This window comes from Streptomyces parvulus (genome assembly GCF_014648855.1).
Taxonomy (GTDB): domain Bacteria; phylum Actinomycetota; class Actinomycetes; order Streptomycetales; family Streptomycetaceae; genus Streptomyces; species Streptomyces parvulus.
On sequence record NZ_BMRX01000001.1, the window covers coordinates 183789 to 199546 of the forward strand.

The 15758-nt window shown below is 74.5% G+C and carries 16 protein-coding genes; 1 reads left to right on the forward strand and 15 read right to left on the reverse strand.

The window, feature by feature from the left end; translation table 11 throughout:
* Positions 1 to 22 precede the first annotated feature (22 nt).
* On the forward strand, positions 23 to 226 hold the full coding sequence (locus tag IE108_RS00860; protein WP_226484246.1) for a hypothetical protein: 204 nt from the start codon (positions 23 to 25) through the stop codon (positions 224 to 226).
* Here the strand turns inward: IE108_RS00860 and IE108_RS00865 are convergent.
* From IE108_RS00865 to fbaA, 15 genes are all read right to left on the reverse strand, one after another.
* The gene (locus IE108_RS00865; protein ID WP_064729005.1) at positions 209 to 1432 is read right to left on the reverse strand and encodes a cytochrome P450; all 1224 of its coding nucleotides are present in this window, start codon (positions 1430 to 1432) and stop codon (positions 209 to 211) included. The genes IE108_RS00860 and IE108_RS00865 overlap by 18 nt on opposite strands.
* A gap of 101 nt (positions 1433 to 1533) precedes the next feature.
* Entirely contained in the window at positions 1534 to 2208 is a 675-nt protein-coding gene (locus IE108_RS00870; protein WP_064729004.1) for a response regulator, read from the reverse strand.
* The gene (locus tag IE108_RS00875; protein WP_226484242.1) at positions 2205 to 3548 is read right to left on the reverse strand and encodes a sensor histidine kinase; all 1344 of its coding nucleotides are present in this window, start codon (positions 3546 to 3548) and stop codon (positions 2205 to 2207) included. Before IE108_RS00875 ends, IE108_RS00870 begins: the two co-directional genes overlap by 4 nt.
* A 113-nt stretch (positions 3549 to 3661) precedes the next feature.
* The gene (locus IE108_RS00880; RefSeq protein WP_064729002.1) at positions 3662 to 4348 is read right to left on the reverse strand and encodes a response regulator; all 687 of its coding nucleotides are present in this window, start codon (positions 4346 to 4348) and stop codon (positions 3662 to 3664) included.
* On the reverse strand, positions 4345 to 5721 hold the full coding sequence (locus tag IE108_RS00885) for a sensor histidine kinase (RefSeq protein ID WP_079163839.1): 1377 nt from the start codon (positions 5719 to 5721) through the stop codon (positions 4345 to 4347). Before IE108_RS00885 ends, IE108_RS00880 begins: the two co-directional genes overlap by 4 nt.
* On the reverse strand, positions 5714 to 6937 hold the full coding sequence (locus IE108_RS00890; protein WP_064729001.1) for an acyltransferase family protein: 1224 nt from the start codon (positions 6935 to 6937) through the stop codon (positions 5714 to 5716). Before IE108_RS00890 ends, IE108_RS00885 begins: the two co-directional genes overlap by 8 nt.
* The gene (locus IE108_RS00895) at positions 6930 to 7922 is read right to left on the reverse strand and encodes an alpha/beta hydrolase (protein WP_064729000.1); all 993 of its coding nucleotides are present in this window, start codon (positions 7920 to 7922) and stop codon (positions 6930 to 6932) included. The genes IE108_RS00890 and IE108_RS00895 overlap by 8 nt, the downstream gene beginning before the upstream one ends.
* A gap of 188 nt (positions 7923 to 8110) precedes the next feature.
* The gene (locus IE108_RS00900) at positions 8111 to 9052 is read right to left on the reverse strand and encodes an alpha/beta hydrolase (RefSeq protein WP_064728999.1); all 942 of its coding nucleotides are present in this window, start codon (positions 9050 to 9052) and stop codon (positions 8111 to 8113) included.
* A 178-nt stretch (positions 9053 to 9230) separates the two neighbouring features.
* Positions 9231 to 10490 carry a kynureninase gene (gene kynU / locus IE108_RS00905; protein WP_064728998.1) on the reverse strand — a complete coding sequence of 420 codons (1260 nt, stop codon included), beginning with the start codon at positions 10488 to 10490 and terminating at the stop codon, positions 9231 to 9233.
* Positions 10483 to 11298 (reverse strand): tryptophan 2,3-dioxygenase family protein, encoded by an 816-nt coding sequence (locus IE108_RS00910; RefSeq protein WP_064728997.1) that lies wholly within the window; start codon positions 11296 to 11298, stop codon positions 10483 to 10485. Before IE108_RS00910 ends, kynU begins: the two co-directional genes overlap by 8 nt.
* A 146-nt stretch (positions 11299 to 11444) precedes the next feature.
* The gene (locus tag IE108_RS00915) at positions 11445 to 11858 is read right to left on the reverse strand and encodes a DUF3151 domain-containing protein (RefSeq protein ID WP_064728996.1); all 414 of its coding nucleotides are present in this window, start codon (positions 11856 to 11858) and stop codon (positions 11445 to 11447) included.
* A gap of 121 nt (positions 11859 to 11979) precedes the next feature.
* Positions 11980 to 12495 carry a DUF3618 domain-containing protein gene (locus IE108_RS00920; RefSeq protein ID WP_064728995.1) on the reverse strand — a complete coding sequence of 172 codons (516 nt, stop codon included), beginning with the start codon at positions 12493 to 12495 and terminating at the stop codon, positions 11980 to 11982.
* Entirely contained in the window at positions 12492 to 12908 is a 417-nt protein-coding gene (locus IE108_RS00925; protein ID WP_064731873.1) for a phage holin family protein, read from the reverse strand. The genes IE108_RS00920 and IE108_RS00925 overlap by 4 nt, the downstream gene beginning before the upstream one ends.
* A gap of 129 nt (positions 12909 to 13037) precedes the next feature.
* Positions 13038 to 14501: an MFS transporter gene (locus tag IE108_RS00930; RefSeq protein ID WP_064728994.1), complete on the reverse strand. Its 1464-nt coding sequence runs from the start codon at positions 14499 to 14501 to the stop codon at positions 13038 to 13040.
* A gap of 105 nt (positions 14502 to 14606) precedes the next feature.
* A complete protein-coding gene (gene fbaA, locus IE108_RS00935) occupies positions 14607 to 15638 on the reverse strand; it encodes a class II fructose-bisphosphate aldolase (protein WP_064728993.1) in 1032 nt (343 codons plus the stop codon).
* Positions 15639 to 15758 lie beyond the last annotated feature (120 nt).

Consider the following 15758-nt stretch of genomic DNA (forward strand, 5'->3'; position numbering starts at 1 on the left):
TGTGGTCTCGGCGGTGGGGGCCGTGGGAGCCGTGTGGCTGTGGGGGGCCTCGGACCGCACGCAGCGGCACCTGGGCAACAAGTTCGAGAACAACGGGCAGGACCTCGGCGCCGCCCTCGTCGAACTGCCCCTCGTCGTGGTCGCCGGCATGGTCCTGCCCGGACTGCTGTGGGGTCTGGGCGCCTGGCTGCTCACCCGGCGCGGGCGCTCACAGGCACACGGGTAGCGCCGTCAGGCCCCGCATCACGAAGTTCGGCGTCCGCTCCGGCTCCGCCGCCGGGGACAGGGTCGGGGCCCGCTCCAGGAGCGACGTCATGGACGCGGCGAGCTCGATCCGGGCGAGCGGCGCTCCGATGCAGTAGTGGATGCCGGCGCTGAAGGAGATGTGCGGGTTGTCCCGGCGGGCGAGGTCGAGGCGGCCGGGGTCGGAGAAGACCGCCGGGTCGTGATTGGCGGAGCCGAACAGCAGCGCCACCTCCGCGCCGCGCGGGATCACGGTCCCGTCGATCTCGATCTCGTCCAGCACCCAGCGCTCGAACATCTGGAGCGGGGTGTCGTAGCGCATCAGCTCCTCCACCGCGGTCGGCACCAGCGTGTGGTCGGCGCGCAGGGCCGCCAGCTGGTCCGGGTTGCGGAAGAGGGCCAGCCAGCCGTTACCCGTCGCGTTCACCGTGGCCTCGTGGCCGGCGTTCAGCAGCAGCACGCAGGTCGAGATCATCTCCTGCTCGGTGAGGCGGTCGTCGTCCTCGTCGTGGGCCGCGATCAGGCCGGAGATCAGGTCGTCGCCGGGTTTCTCGCGGCGGTCCGCGATCAGTCCGCGCAGGTACTCCGAGAAGTCGAGGGAGGCGCGGACCGCCTTCGCCGCGGTCTCCTCGGACGGGTTCAGCTCGTACATCCCGCAGATCTGAGCCGACCAGGGACGCAACGGCGCCCGGTCCGACTCCGGGATGCCCAGCATCTCGGCGATCACCGCCACCGGCAGCGGCTCGGCCACGTCCGCGATCAGATCGCCGCCGCCCGCCTCCACCAGCCCGGCGACCAGGTCGTCCGCCAGCCCGCGCACGTACGGCTTCAGCCGCTCCACCGTGCGCGGCGTGAACGCCTTGGACACCAGCCGCCGGATCCGTGTGTGGTCCGGGGGCTCCAGGTCGAGCATCCCGTGGTCGTTGAGCGTGTGGAAGGGCTCCTGCTCGGGCGGGGGCGGGGTGCGGCCGAACTCCTCGTGCGAGAAACGGTGCCGGTAGCTCCGGCCCAGACGCCGGTCGCGCAGCAGCGCGGAGACGTCGGCGTGGTGGGGGACGAGCCACTGGTCGCTCGGCGCGTAGTAGTGCACCCGGCCCCGGTCCCGCAGCTCGGCGAAGGCGGGGTAGGGGTCGGCGACGAACGCGGGGTCCCACGGGTCGAAGCGTACGGAGCGGTCGATGGCTGCCATGGACGGACGCTAGCCGGTGGCAACGGCCCTGACCAGAGGCTCCCGGGCGCACCGCCGCCGCCGGCCCGGCCGCTGCCGCTCGCCCGGCCGCTGCGGCCCGCTCAGCCCGGGGTCACCAGCCGTGCCTCGTACGCGAACACGGCGGCCTGGGTGCGGTCCCGGAGGCCCAGCTTCACCAGGATGCGGCTGACGTGCGTCTTGATCGTCGACTCGGCGACCACCAGGCGCCCGGCGATCTCCGCGTTCGACAGGCCCTGCGCGATCAGCACCAGGACCTCGGTCTCCCGCTCGGTCAGCTCCCCGTAGGCCGCCTGCGCCGACGGCATCAGGCGCGGGGCGTCGGAGAGCTTGGAGAACTCGGTGATCAGGCGCTTGGTGATCGACGGCGCCAGCAGGGCCTCGCCGGCCGCGACCACCCGGACCCCGTCGGCCAGCTGACGGGCCGAGGCGTCCTTGAGGAGGAAGCCGGAGGCGCCCGCGCGCAGCGCCTGGTACACGTACTCGTCGAGGTCGAAGGTGGTCAGCACCAGCACCTTCGCCGCGCCGTCGGCGGCGACGATCTCCCGGGTCGCCTCGATGCCGTTCAGCTCGGGCATGCGGATGTCCATCAGGACGACGTCGGGGGCGAGTTCGCGGACGCGGGCGACCGCCTCGCGGCCGTTGACCGCCTCGCCGACGACCTCGATGTCCGGCATCGCGTTCAACAGGACCGAGAAGCCCTCGCGGACCATCATCTGGTCGTCCGCGATCAGGACCCGGATGGTGCGGCCGGTCATGCGTCACCCTCGCTCGGTGCGGTGACCGGCAGGAACACCGCCACCTCGTAGCCCCCGTCGCCGGTCGGGCCGGCCGTCATCTCGCCGTTCAGCATCGACACCCGCTCCCGCATGCCGGTGATCCCGTGTCCCGCGCCGGGCGAGGGCTTGACCAGGGTGTTCGCCGGGATGGCGGTGTTGACTATGCGCAGGCCCAGACCGCCCAGGACGTAGGACACCTCGACGCGGGCGGTCGCGCCGGGCGCGTGCCGCAGGGAGTTGCTCAGGGCCTCCTGCACGATGCGGTACGCCGACAGCTCCACGCCGGGCGGCAGCTCGCGCACGGCGCCGGTCACCGCCTTCTCCACGCCGAGGCCGGCCTCGCGGACGTTGGCGAGCAGGGCGTCGAGGTCGGCGAGGGTGGGCTGCGGCGCGTCCGGGGCCTCGTAGTCCTCGGCCCGGACGACGCCGAGGACGCGGCGCAGCTCGGTGAGGGCAGCCACCGCGTTCTCCCGGATGGTGGCGAAGGCGCGCTCCAGCTCCTCCGGCGGATTCTCCACCCGGTAGGGCGCGGCCTCCGCCTGGATGGCGACCACCGACATGTGGTGGGCGACCACGTCGTGCAGCTCGCGGGCGATGTTGGTGCGCTCCTCCAGCAGGGTCCGCCGGGAGCGCTCGTGCGCGGTGACCGTCTGCTGGGCGGTGACCTGCTGCCGCGCGTCCCGGCGGATGTGCCAGAGGGAGATCGCGAGGAGGGCGAAGGCGGTGAGCACCAGCAGGGGCGCCGAATTGCTGCCGTAGTGGCCCGGGCCCCACAGGGACTCGTTGACGAAGGCGTAGGCGGCGGTGATGAACCACATCCACACGGCGGTGCGCGGACGGGTGCGTATCGCCACGATCACCAGGACGGCGGTGTGGCACATGAACGGACCCGGCAGCCACGGCCAGTCGCCCCAGCTGCTGTCGAGCAGCGCCACCAGCGGTGTGGCCGCCATGGACATCCAGAAGGCGCCGACCGGCCGGACCAGGGTGGCCAGCACCGGGACCGCGCACACCAGCCCGCTCAGCATGGTCCACGGCCCGTTGTACCCCCCCACCAGGCCGCCGTAGAAGCACAGCAGCGCGACGAGGCCCACCGCCGCGTAGGGGACGCGCGCCGCCTTCGGCCTGAGCCGGGCCGGCAGGCGGCGCGTCCACTGGCCGTCCAGGGCCGTGCGGGACAGCGGGCGGTAGGCGAAGGCGTCGTGGAACAGGTCCTCGCGCAGGCCGCTCAGGGCGTCCTTGGCCAGCCGGTACTCGGGGCTGCGGGTCGCGCTCGCGTCGCCGGGGGGCGTGGCACCCGTCTGGGTCGTCTCGGTCACGTTGCCACGGTAGGCGGCGGCGGGAGGGGCCGTCGTCACCAGTGAGAGGGGTCCTTCGGCATCCGCCTCAGGTACTACGGGGGCCGGGCAGGGGCCGCGCGCGTCCATCGGAGTCAGTACCCCGAGGGCCGCACGAGACCCGACTCGTAGGCGAACACGGCCGCCTGGGTGCGGTCCCGCAGGCCCAGCTTCACCAGGATGCGGCCCACATGGGTCTTCACCGTCTGCTCGGCGACCACCAGGCGCCGGGCGATCTCCGCGTTCGACAGGCCCTGCGCGATCAGGGCGAGCACCTCCGTCTCCCGCTCGGTCAGCTCGCCCACGCGGTCCTTCAGCGGGGCGCGCGGCCGGTCGTCGAGCCGGGAGAACTCCGCGATCAGCCGCCGCGTGATGCCCGGCGCGAGTAGGGCGTCGCCGGCCGCCACCACGCGGACCGCCTCGGCGAGCTGGTCGGCGGACGCGTCCTTGAGCAGGAAGCCGGACGCGCCGGCCCGCAGCGCCTCGTACACGTACTCGTCGAGGTCGAAGGTGGTCAGCACCAGCACCCTGATCTCCGGGGTGGCGCCGGTGATCAGCCGGGTGGCCTCGATGCCGCCCAGCTCGGGCATGCGGATGTCCATCAGGACGACGTCCGGCGCCTGTTCGGCGACCTTGGCGACGGCGTCCCGGCCGTCCACCGCCTGCCCGATCACCTCGATGTCCGGCTGGGTGTTGAGCAGCACGGTGAAGCCCTGCCGGACCATCTGCTGGTCGTCGGCGATCAGGACGCGGATCACGCGCCCGTTGCCGCTGGTCGTCATCGGATGTCGTCCTCGGGGAGGTGATGGATGGGGGGTTCGTGGTCGGCGGCCTGTCCGGCGGCGTCGACCGGGAGGAAGGCGGCCACCTGGTAGCCGCCGTCCGGAAGGGGGTGCGCGGTCAGGCTGCCGTCGAGCATCGCCACCCTCTCCCGCATGCCGAGCAGCCCGTGCCCCGCCCCGTGCGACGGGGCCGGCGCGCGCTGCGGGCGGGTGTTGGAGACCTCCACGCGCAGCCCGATCGGGAGGTAGGTGAGGTGGACCCGGGCGCTCGCACCGGGCGCGTGCCGCAGGACGTTGCTCAGCGCCTCCTGCACGATCCTGTACGCGGACAGCTCTACGCCGGGCGGCAGGGGCCGGGGGGTGCCGCTCGTGCCGGTGGTGACGGTCAGTCCGGCGGCCCGGGTGTTCTCCACCAGCGCGTCGAGCCGGTCGAGGGTGGGCTGCGGGGCGTGCGGGGCGGTGTCGCCGTGCTCGGGCCGTTCCAGTGCGTCGGGGTGCTCGGAGCGCAGTACGCCGAGCACGCGGCGCAGTTCGGTGAGCGCCTCCAGCGCGTTCTGCCGGATGCCCGCGAGGTTGTCCTTCAGCTCGTCCGGCGGATTCTCCACGAGGTGGGGCGCCACCTGGGCCTGGATGGAGATCACGGACATGTGGTGGGCGACCACGTCGTGCAGCTCGCGCGCGATGCGGCTGCGCTCCTCCAGCAGGGTGCGCCGGGCCCGCTCCTCGGCGGTGAGCGAGGTCTGCTGCTCCAGCTCCCGGCGGGCCTCCCGGCGGCCGCGCAGGGCGGTGGCGAGCATCACGGCGACCGCGAAGAGGATGACGGCGAGCTGGCCCGTCGCCTGGTAGTCCACCGCGCCGACCAGGCCCTGCACGACGTACGTGGCGAGCACCGTCAGGGACAGCGCCTCGACCGAGACCCGGGTCCGGACCCGCAGGGCGAGCAGCAGCATGACGAACAGGTGGCCGATGAGCCCGGCGGCCGTCCAGGGCCAGGTGAACCTCTCGCCGCCGGGCAGCATCTCGGCGCGCACCGCGAAGGCGCCCACCAGCATCCCGGCCGTCGACAGCCACCACGCCGCGACCGGCCGCCACAGCGCGAGGACCATCGCGCCGGCCTGGGCGAGGGCGATCACGAAGGCGAACCCGGGGTCCACCCCGCCGTTGTCCCCGAGCTGGGCCGCGTCCCCGAGCAGCACGCCGACGGCGGCCAGGCACACCAACCCGTGCGGGAACCAGCGCAGCCACACCGACGGCGGCAGCGGATCCGCCCGCCAGGTCCACAGATCGTCGCGCAGCACTCCCAGCACGCGCCCGGCACGGCCCAGCACCGTCCGTCGTTCCCCCCGTCGGCTCACGGGCCCCACCCTAGACATGACGTGCACCCGCCGTCCTCGTCGTACCCGACGGCCGGTGTGCGCGGACGATGCGGGAACCCCGCCGGGGGCGCCCGCGCTCGCGGGAGCGGAAGGCGGCCCAGCAGCCCGCCAGGACCAGGGCGAACACCGGGAGCCAGGCGATCCGGGCGGCGACCCAGTCCAGGCCGTCGGGACGGGTGTGCAGGCCGGGCAGGCGGCCGAGCAGGAGGGTGCCCGCGGTGGTCGCCATCAGGGCGGTCTGGTGCCAGAGGAAGATCGTCATCGCGGAGAGGTTGACCACCGCGACGGCCGCCCACGCCACCGGCCGGCGCGTCACGCGCCGCAGCCTGTCGCGCAGCAGCAGGGCGAGGCCGCACTGGGCCAGGCCGAAGGTGACGGCGGCCAGGGTCGGCGGATCGAGGTTCGACACCGGGGTGCCGGGGACGCCGACCATCGACGCCGGGTAGCCGGCCCACGCGACGAGTGCCGCCGTCGCCGCCGTGCCTCCGGCGAGCAGCACCAGGCCGGCGCGGCGGCGGTCCAGCTCGCCGCGGGTCCAGGCCGCGCCGAGGGTGAAGGGGACCAGCCAGCCGGCCGCCAGGCTGACCCAGCCGAGCCAGGACGGGGCGCCGAAGCCGAAGCGCAGCAGGTCGACGTGGAGGACGACGACCAGCGGCCACAGCGGACTCAGCCGGGCCAGCAGCGGCGTCGCCGCGGTCAGCGCGGCGAAGACCAGCAGGAACCACATCGGGGACAGCGCCAGCTTCACCAGGGTGCGGACGGTGCCGAACTCGGCGCCGGACAGGAGCAGCAGCGCCGCCGTCGCCGTCCACAGGCCGAGGACGGCCAGGACCGGCCGGAACAGCCGGGACAGGCGGGCGCCGAGCCAGCGGCCGTAACCCTCCCCGCGGCTGCGGGCCGACGCGTATCCGCGGGTGGCGACGTGTCCGCCGACCAGGAAGAACACCGCGAGGGTCTGGAAGGCCCAGGAGACCGGGGCCAGCCAGGGCATGTCCCGCAGCGGGCTGGCGGCGCGCAGACCGCCGCCGTCGGAGACCAGGGCCGTCACCAGCCAGTGCCCGAGGACCACGCCGGCGATGGCGAGGGCGCGCAGGGCGTCGACGGCGCGGTCCCGCCCGGCGGGTGTGGCGGCGTCGATACGGGCGGCGGCGGCACGCAGCGCGCCCCCCTTGGGCACGGGCGCTGGCGCCAGGGCGGAGGCGGGGTCAGTCATGGGTCACCTCCGAGGTCTCGCCCAGGGCGATCCGGACGAGGTTGGTCAGGGAGCGGGAGCCTGGGTCGAAGTAGTCGCTGTGGCCGCCGTCCCCGGCGTCGAAGATCCGGGCGCCGAAGTCGGGGGAGACCGGATCGGTGCCGAAGCCGACGGTGGTGCCGAACAGTCCGGCGCTGAGGTGCGGGACGTGCTCCACCCAGTCCCCGCCGCCGCGCGCCGCCCAGATCCGGGCGCCGGTCCGCAGGCCGGCCGCGGTGCCTGTCCCGGTGCCGGGGCTTCCGAGCAGGGCGATGTCGTCCACGTCGAGCCCTTCGGCGGCGCGGGCGCAGACGACCGAGCCGTAGGAATGGCAGAGGAGGGCGACACCGGTGCCGGGGGCGGTGATCCGGCGCAGGTCGGCGACGAGGGCGCGCAGCTTCGGGGCGGCCTCCTCGGCGCGGCCGGTGGTGGCGACGGAGGTGCTGACGGTGCCCGGCGTCTCGTAGCCCAGCCAGGCCACGACCGCCGTGCCGGTCCCGGCGGGCGCCCGCGCGGCGAGCTGCCGGTGCAGGGCGAGGGCGGCGGCGCGGAACCGGCCGTAGGTGTCGAGGCCGGTGTCGGAGCCGGGGACCAGGACGGCGACGCGGCCGGCGGGCGCCAGGTCGCCCAGGACCTCGGTGGCCAGTCCGGCGCCGCGCCCGTCGAAGGCGAGGAGGCGGCGGCCGGGGCCGGCCAGCGCGCGGTCGGCCGCGGCGCGGTGCCGGTCGCCGTGGGCGGCGGCCCTGCGGGAGGCCTCCGCGGCGTTGGCCCGGTGGGCGGTGTACGTCGCCTCCAGCGTGGCGGCCGTCGGCGCGGGCAGGCGGGCGGGCGGCGGGGCGGGGATCCGGGGCTGGGCGGCGCCGGAGAGCGGGACGACCACGGCCCCCGCGACGAGCGCCGCGCACACGGCCCGGCGCCATCTGCCCGCACGCCCGCGTCGCCAACGTACCGCCGAACCGGGCCGCATGGCCGCTCCCCTCCGGCACGCCCGCCCATCGGGCCCGCCTGCAGGAGAAGTTATGAATCGGCCGGGGTAACCCGCGTCCCGCCGGGGGACTCACCTGGCGGGTAGCTCTCAGGTATGACGGGTATGGCGCTACGGCCTCCGGAGGGTGCTGCCCGGGGGATCGCTCAGGACACCCCCCGCGCACCCCCTCACCACGCCAGCTGGGCGATCTCCTCCGCCACCACCGCGCACGCGTCCGCCGCCGGGTCGATCAGCGGAAAGTGGCCGACGTCCTCCAGCAGCGTCACGCCCACCACCTCACCGGCCTTGGCCGCCGCGTCGGCGTACGCCTCGGCCACCGCCTGCGGCACGTCCACGTCGGCGCGGCCCTGGACCAGGGTCGTCGCGATGCCGGTGGGCAGCAGCAGCGCGGGGTCGGCGTACGGACGGCGTTCGGTGAACAGGCCGTCCCCGCCCAGGAACTGCCGGGCCGCTCCCCCGCACACGTCGAGCTTGTCGGCGACCTCGAAGTCCGCGATCGGCGCGAGCGCGACCACGCCCCGCAGCGGTGCCGGGCGGTCGGTGCCCCAGGGGGCGTCGGCGGGCAGCAGGTGCCGGGCGGCCGCCCACAGGGCGAGGTGGCCGCCGGCCGAGTGGCCGGTGAGCACCGTGCGGCGCGGGTCGGCCCCCGGGAGGTGCGGCCGGACCAGTCCGGGCAGCGCGTCCAGCGCGGCGGCGACGTCGTCGAGGGTCTCGGGCCACCGCCCGGCGACGGGCCCGCCCGCGCCGCCGCCATCCGGCACGGCACCCGCGCCACCGCCCTCGGCACCCGTCCCCTCGCCGGCCCGTCCGCGCCGGTACTCCACGCTCGCCACGGCGAACCCCCGGCCCGCCAGGAACCCGGCGAACGGGCTGACGTGCCGGCGGTCGTACGGCGCCCGCCACGAGCCCCCGTGCAGGAGCACCACCACGGGCGCGGCGTCGCCGGGCCCCGCGGCGGCGCGCGGCGCGTAGAAGTCGATCACCTGGTCGGGGTGGTCGCCGTACGCGGCCGTGCCGTCGGGGTCCACCGCCGGGTGCGCGAACGCCGATTTCTCCTCCGCGGCGTTCCTCGCGGCAGCGGTGCCCGGTTCTGCGGCGGCGTCCGGCATGCTCAACCTCTCGGCGAAGGAACGGTGTTGGCGGACCGGATGAGTGGAAATCGGCCGTTGGCGGGACGTTATCAGGCCGATGACGTGCGCGGACATGGGGATGTGACGCTGGGTGAGGACCAAACGATTCGCCCGGCCCCCACCTTTCACCCGTGCGTGACGCCGCCGCTCCCGCGCGTCACCCGAGCGTGCGCGCCAGCACCCGGGCCGCCCGCTCCACGTCCGCGAAGCCGACGTACAGCGGGGTGAAGCCGAAGCGGAGCACGTCCGGCGCGCGGAAGTCGCCGACCACTCCGCTCTCGACGAGCCGCTTCATGACCTCGCCCGCGTCGTCGCAGCGCAGGGCGACCTGGCTGCCGCGCTCGGCGTGTGCCGCCGGTGTCACGGACTCGACCCGGCCGGCGGGCACGTACGCCCCGACGCAGCGCAGGAAGAAGTCCGTCAGCGCGAGCGACTTGGCCCGCACCCCCGCCACCGAGACGCCGTCCGCGTCCCACACGTCCAGCGCCGCCTCCAGGGCGAGCAGCGACAGGATGTCCGGCGTGCCGACCCGGCCGCGGACGGCGCCGGACGCCGGGGCGTAGGCGGACCGCATGCCGAACGGCTCCGCGTGCGAGTTCCAGCCCGGCAGCGGGGAGTCGAAGCGCGGCTGGAGATCGCGGCGCACGTACAGGTAGGCGGGCGAACCGGGGCCGCCGTTGAGGTACTTGTAGGTGCAGCCGACCGCGAGGTCGACGCCGTGTTCGTCGAGCCCGACCGGCAGGGCGCCCGCGCTGTGGCACAGGTCCCACACGGCGTAGGCCCCGCACGCGTGCACCGCGCGGGTGAGCCCGGGCAGGTCGTGCAGGCGGCCGGTGCGGTAGTCGACGTGGTTGAGGAGGACGGCGGCGGTGCGGTCGCCCAGCGCGCCGGGGACCTCGGCCGGGGTCACGGCACGCAGCGCGCACCCCGTCATCCGGGCCGCCGACTCGGCGATGTACCCGTCCGTGGGGAAGGTGGTGGCGTCGACCAGGATCTCGTCCCGGACCGCGCCGCCCCCTTCGCCGCCGTCGCCGACGTCCTCCCGCGCCATGCGCACGGCGGCGACGAGCGCCTTGAAGACGTTCACGCTCGTGGAGTCGCCCACGACGATCTGCCCGGCGGCCGCGCCGACCAGCGGTGCGATCCGGTCGCCGATCCGCTCGGGCGCCGTCCACCAGCCGCTCTCCTCCCAGGAGCGGATGCGCAGTTCGCCCCACTGGCGGCGGACGACGTCGTCCACGCGCGCGGGGACGTGCACCGGGAGGGCGCCGAGCGAGTTGCCGTCGAGGTAGGTCACGTCGTCGAGGACGAACCGCTCGCGCAGAGGCGCCAGCGCGTCGGCTGCGTCGAGGCGCCGCGCCTCCCCGGCCAGGTCCACGGCCGCGGCCTCCCCGGCGGGGTCCAGGGGCTCAGACATAGGACCGCGCCGTCCACAGCTCGGGGAACACGTTGCCGCGGGCCCGCTTCTCCAGCCAGGCCACCCCGGCGGAGCCGCCCGTGCCGGTCTTCGAGCCCATCGCGCGCCGGGTGGCGACCAGGTGGTCGTTGCGCCAGCGCCAGACCAGTTCGGCGACGTCGGTGAGGGCCTCGCCGAGGCGGGCCAGCTCGCCGTTCTGGTCGCCCTTGTAGACGGCCGTCCAGGCGGCCTCCACCTCGGGTGCGGCCTCGTACTTCCGGGTGACGTCGCGCCGGAGCACGGCGTCCGGGATGTCGTACCCGCGCCGGGCGAGCAGCCGGACGACCTCGTCGTACAGGCTCGGCTCGTGCAGCGCCTTCTCCAGTTCCGCGTGGACGCGCGGGGCGCCGCGGTGCGGGACGAGCATGGAGGCGGACTTGTCGCCGAGCAGGAACTCCATGCGGCGGTACATGGCCGACTGGAAGCCGGAGCCCTCGCCGAGGGCGGCCCGGTAGGAGTTGAACTGCGCCGGGGTGAGCTGGCCCAGCGGCGTCCAGGAGGCGTTCAGCGCCTCCAGCTCCCGCACCGAACGCTTGAGCGCGTCGGTCGCCACCGGGATCCGGTCCTCGCGCAGGGCGCGGGCCGCGGTCTCCCACTCGTGGACGATGACGGTGAACCACAGCTCCATGACCTGGGTCGTGACCAGGAAGACCATCTCTCCGGGATCGTCGGAGAGGGTGTGCTGGAGGTGGGTGAGCACGTCCGCCTGGACATAGTCCTCGTACGGCGTGCTGCCCTCGAAGTCGAGGTTCGGGGCCTCGTGGGACATCGCTGTCTCCTGTTGTGCACGGGTAGCGGTCCGCCCTGCCGTTACCGGCACGGGGCCCCGGTCCCCAACGGCATCCTCCGCAATGGTCGCAGGAAACCGCAAGGCCCGCCCGCGCACGGCGGACGGGCCCGGGGGCGCACCTCGGTTCAGCCGAGCACCTCGGCGGCCTCGGGTGAGGAGTCCTTCAGGAACTGGGAGCACCGCTCGTACTCCTCCTTCTCGCCGATCGCCTGGGCGGCGCGGGCGAGGGCGTGCAGGGCGCGCAGGAAGCCGCGGTTCGGCTCGTGCTCCCAGGGCACCGGGCCGTGGCCCTTCCAGCCGCTGCGGCGCAGAGCGTCAAGGCCGCGGTGGTAGCCCGTACGGGCGTACGCGTACGACTCCACGACGCTGCCCCGTTCGAACGCCTCGTCGGCCAGGCGGGCCCAGGCGAGCGAGGACGTCGGGTACTTCGCGGCGACGTCGGCGGGGGAGGTGCCGCCCGCCAGCAGCTCGCGCGGCCCGGGGTCGTCGGGGAGGTGGGTCGGGGGCGGTCCCCCGAGGAGGTTCTCGTGAATGGCCATGGGACAAGTCTGCGGCATGTGCCGGGCTGTCCCGGACGGGTAGGGAGACCGGGATGCGGGCGCTCGTTCCGCCGGGCGGGGGCGCCGGGGGCCGCCCCGCGACGCCCCGGCCTCCTCCCGGTCACTTCCTGCGTCGGCGCAGGACCATCCAGAGCAGGGCGGCTCCGCCGCCGGCGAGGAGCAGGGTGCGCTTGTTGTCCCTGGACAGCTGTGCCGAGCGGGCGGCGTGCCGGCGTACCGGCTCGGGGGCCTTCTCCTCCCACAGGCGGCCGGCCTCGGTCGCCTTGTCGCGGGCCCGTTCGCCGGCCCGGGCGGCGGTGTCCTTGACGGTGCCGGGCAGCTTCTCCTGCACCTGGTGGGCCACGCCCGCGGCCTTCTCCTGCGCCTGGTGGGCCACGTCGGCGGCCTTCGCCTGCGCCTGCTGGGCCACCTCGGCGGCCTTCGCCTGCGCCTGCTCGGTCACGCCCGCGACCTGCTCCCTGACCTGGCCGGCCTTCTCCTGGGCCCGGGCCTTGACGTCGGTCTTGGCGGCCAGGGCCTCGACGGTGTCGCCCAGCTCGCTGCGGGTGTTCTCCACCTGCTCGCGCAGTTCCTCCGGGCTCTGGGCGGTCGGTTCGTCGTGGGGCGGCTGCGTCATCGGTGTGCGCTCCTCTTGATCTCGGTCACGTCGGCCTTCACGTTGTCGATGGTCTGCCGGGGCGTGGGCGGGGCGGCCCGGCCGACCTCCTTCTTGCCGGTCAGGACCATCACCGCGGCGATCACCCCGAGCACGGCGGTCACGATCAGCGCCGCGGCCCACACCGGCAGCGGTACGGCCAGCGCGGCGATCGCGGTGGCCACCAGCGCCTGGAGCATCAGGAACCCGACGACCCCGGCGCCCCCGAACAGCCCACCGCCCTTGCCGTAGCGCCTGCCCTTCTCCTTCATCTCGGCCTGCGCCAGCCGCAGCTCCGCGCGCACCAGCTCGGTCAGCTGCTGCGACGCCCGCTGCACCAGTTCGCCGACCGGCTCGTCCCCGCGCTCCCGCGGTTGCGAACCCGACACGGCGATCACCTCCCGTCCTGCCCGATGCGGACCGGAGCCTCCGGCGGCCCGGCCCTGCGGGCGCGGGTACCCGCGCGGAGCAACTCCGCCCCCGGGCACGGCCCTTCACACACATCGTTCACACGACGCGCAAAGTCATGCCTGCCGGACCCGGCCCTCCGCCTCCAGGGGCGGGGCCAGGACCGAGCCGTGGGTCCGGCATTCCGGGCGGCGGCAGTCCGGGGCCGGGCGGCGGACCGTCGTGAAGGCGATCACCGAGCCCGCGACCAGGACGCCCGCGCAGATCAGCATCGCCGGCCCGAACGCGTCGTCGAAGGCGGCCGCCGACCGGTACGCCTCCTCGCCCATGCCGGTGAGCAGCGGCAGCGCGGCCACCGCGACGAGCCCGGCCGCGCGCGCCGCCGCGTTGTTGATGCCGCTGGCCAGACCGGCGCGCGCGGTGTCCAGGGCCGCCAGCACGCTCGCCGTCAGCGGCGCGACCAGGGTGACCATGCCGAGGCCGAGCACCACCAGGGCGGGCAGCACGTCGGTGAGGTACGAGGCGCCCGGCCCGACCCGGAGCATCAGCAGCATCCCGGCCGCGCACAGCAGCGGGCCGACGGTGAGCTGGAGCCGGGGGCCGAGCCGCTCGGACAGCTCGCCCGAGCGCGCGGAGAGCAGCAGCATCAGGACGGTGGTCGGCAGCAGCGCCGTACCGGCGGCCAGCGCGGACCAGCCGACGACCACCTGGAGCTGGAGCGCGGCCAGGAAGAAGAAGCCGCCGAAGGCCGCGTACACGCACAGCGTGACCAGGTTGACGGCCGTGAACTGGCGGGAGGCGAAGACGTCCAGCGGCATCATCGGATCGGTGCGGCGCCGCTCGACGGCGACGAAGGCCACCGCCGCCGCGGCACCGGCCACCGCGCTCACCGCCACCGCCCAGGACGCGCCCCGCGCCTCGATCAGCGCGTACGTGAGCAGCGCGAGGGCCGCCGCGCCGAGGACCGCGCCGAGCACGTCGAAGCGCGCGTGGGCCCGCTCGTCCGAGGACTCCGGTACGTGCCGCAGCGCGATCGGCGCGCACAGCAGGGCCAGCGGCACGTTGAGCAGGAACACCCAGCGCCAGCCCGCGCCGTCCACCAGCCAGCCCCCGAGGAACGGTCCCACCGCCGCGCCGACGCCCCCGAAGCCCGACCACAGGCCGACCGCGCGGCCCCGGTCGTCGGGGTGGAAGGACGCCTGGATGAGGGCGAGGGAGCCGGGCGTGAGCAGCGCGCCGCCGATGCCCTGGAGGGCGCGGGCGGCGATCAGGACACCGGCGTTCGGCGCGAGGCCGCACAGCAGCGACGCGGCGGCGAACCACAGCACGCCGATGACGAAGATCCGGCGGCGGCCGAACCGGTCGCCGAGGGCGCCGCCGAGCAGGATCAGCCCGGCCAGCGTGACCATGTAGGCGTTGACCGTCCACTGGAGCGCGGCGAGGTCGGCGTCGAGGTCGCGGCCGATGCGGGGCAGCGCGACGTTGACGACGGTCGAGTCCAGCAGCGCCATGCTGGAGCCGAGGACGGTGGTCAGCAGGATCCACTTGCCTTGCGGTGAGGACAGCCGGACGTCGGGCATGCCCCCAGGTATACAGCGAGCCCGGCGCGTTCGGCGCCGGGCTCGCTGCACGTCTCGCGGTCGGGTGACCGCCCGAGGACCGGGCGGACGGGTGACCGCCGGGGACTACTTGATCTTCGTACCGGCGGACCGCAGGTGGCCGCAGGCCTCGACGACGCGCGCCGCCATGCCGGCCTCGGCCAGCTTGCCCCAGGTGCGCGGGTCGTAGGTCTTCTTGTTGCCGACCTCGCCGTCGACCTTCAGGACGCCGTCGTAGTTGCGGAACATGTGGTCGGCGACCGGACGCGTGAAGGCGTACTGGGTGTCCGTGTCGAGGTTCATCTTGACCACGCCGTTCTCCAGCGCGGTGGCGATCTCCTCGGCGGTGGAGCCGGAGCCGCCGTGGAAGACGAAGTCGAACGGCTTGGAGCCGGCCGGCTGCCCGTACTTCGCGGCGACGCCCTCGTTCAGCTCCTTGAGCAGGTCGGGGCGGAGCACGACGTTGCCCGGCTTGTAGACGCCGTGCACGTTGCCGAAGGAGGCGGCGAGCAGGTAGCGGCCCTTCTCGCCCAGGCCCAGGGCCTCCGCGGTGCGCAGCGCGTCGTCGACCGTGGTGTAGAGGGAGTCGTTGATCTCGTGCGAGACGCCGTCCTCCTCGCCGCCGGTCGGGGTGATCTCGACCTCCAGGATGATCCTGGCGGCGCGGGCGCGCTCCAGCAGCTCGGTGCCGATGGAGAGGTTGTCGGCCAGGGTCTCCGCGGAGCCGTCCCACATGTGGGACTGGAACAGCGGTTCGCGGCCGGCCTTGACGCGCTCCTCGGAGACGGCGATCAGCGGGCGGACGTACCCGTCGAGCTTGTCCTTCGGGCAGTGGTCGGTGTGCAGCGCGATGTTCACGTCGTACTTCGCGGCCACGATGTGCGCGAACTCGGCGAGGGCCACGGCGCCCGTCACCATGTCCTTGCTGTGCTGGCCGCCCAGGAACTCGGCGCCGCCGGTGGAGATCTGGACGATCCCGTCGCTCTCCGCCTCGGCGAAACCGCGCAGGGCCGCGTGCAGCGTCTGGGAGGAGGTCACGTTGATGGCCGGGTAGGCGAACTTTCCTGCCTTCGCCCGGTCCAGCATCTCGTTGTAGACCTCGGGAGTTGCGATGGGCATCTGTCCGCTCCTTGTATGTGCGGGTGGGCTCGGCTGCTGCTTATGGCCCTGACCTAGGACTGGGGGGCGACGTCATCGTCGGCCCCATCCTTCCAGACGGACCGGGAATACCCGAGTGGA

What these genes read in the sequence shown, in the direction of transcription:
- IE108_RS00865 (WP_064729005.1), bottom strand. Translation starts at nt 1,432, where the DNA reads ATGGCAGCCATCGACCGCTCCGTACGCTTCGACCCGTGGGACCCCGCG.
- IE108_RS00870 (WP_064729004.1), bottom strand. Translation starts at nt 2,208, where the DNA reads ATGACCGGCCGCACCATCCGGGTCCTGATCGCGGACGACCAGATGATG.
- IE108_RS00880 (WP_064729002.1), bottom strand. Translation starts at nt 4,348, where the DNA reads ATGACGACCAGCGGCAACGGGCGCGTGATCCGCGTCCTGATCGCCGAC.
- IE108_RS00885 (WP_079163839.1), bottom strand. Translation starts at nt 5,721, where the DNA reads ATGTCTAGGGTGGGGCCCGTGAGCCGACGGGGGGAACGACGGACGGTG.
- IE108_RS00890 (WP_064729001.1), bottom strand. Translation starts at nt 6,937, where the DNA reads ATGACTGACCCCGCCTCCGCCCTGGCGCCAGCGCCCGTGCCCAAGGGG.
- IE108_RS00895 (WP_064729000.1), bottom strand. Translation starts at nt 7,922, where the DNA reads ATGCGGCCCGGTTCGGCGGTACGTTGGCGACGCGGGCGTGCGGGCAGA.
- IE108_RS00900 (WP_064728999.1), bottom strand. Translation starts at nt 9,052, where the DNA reads ATGCCGGACGCCGCCGCAGAACCGGGCACCGCTGCCGCGAGGAACGCC.
- kynU (WP_064728998.1), bottom strand. Translation starts at nt 10,490, where the DNA reads ATGTCTGAGCCCCTGGACCCCGCCGGGGAGGCCGCGGCCGTGGACCTG.
- IE108_RS00910 (WP_064728997.1), bottom strand. Translation starts at nt 11,298, where the DNA reads ATGTCCCACGAGGCCCCGAACCTCGACTTCGAGGGCAGCACGCCGTAC.
- IE108_RS00915 (WP_064728996.1), bottom strand. Translation starts at nt 11,858, where the DNA reads ATGGCCATTCACGAGAACCTCCTCGGGGGACCGCCCCCGACCCACCTC.
- IE108_RS00920 (WP_064728995.1), bottom strand. Translation starts at nt 12,495, where the DNA reads ATGACGCAGCCGCCCCACGACGAACCGACCGCCCAGAGCCCGGAGGAA.
- IE108_RS00930 (WP_064728994.1), bottom strand. Translation starts at nt 14,501, where the DNA reads ATGCCCGACGTCCGGCTGTCCTCACCGCAAGGCAAGTGGATCCTGCTG.
- fbaA (WP_064728993.1), bottom strand. Translation starts at nt 15,638, where the DNA reads ATGCCCATCGCAACTCCCGAGGTCTACAACGAGATGCTGGACCGGGCG.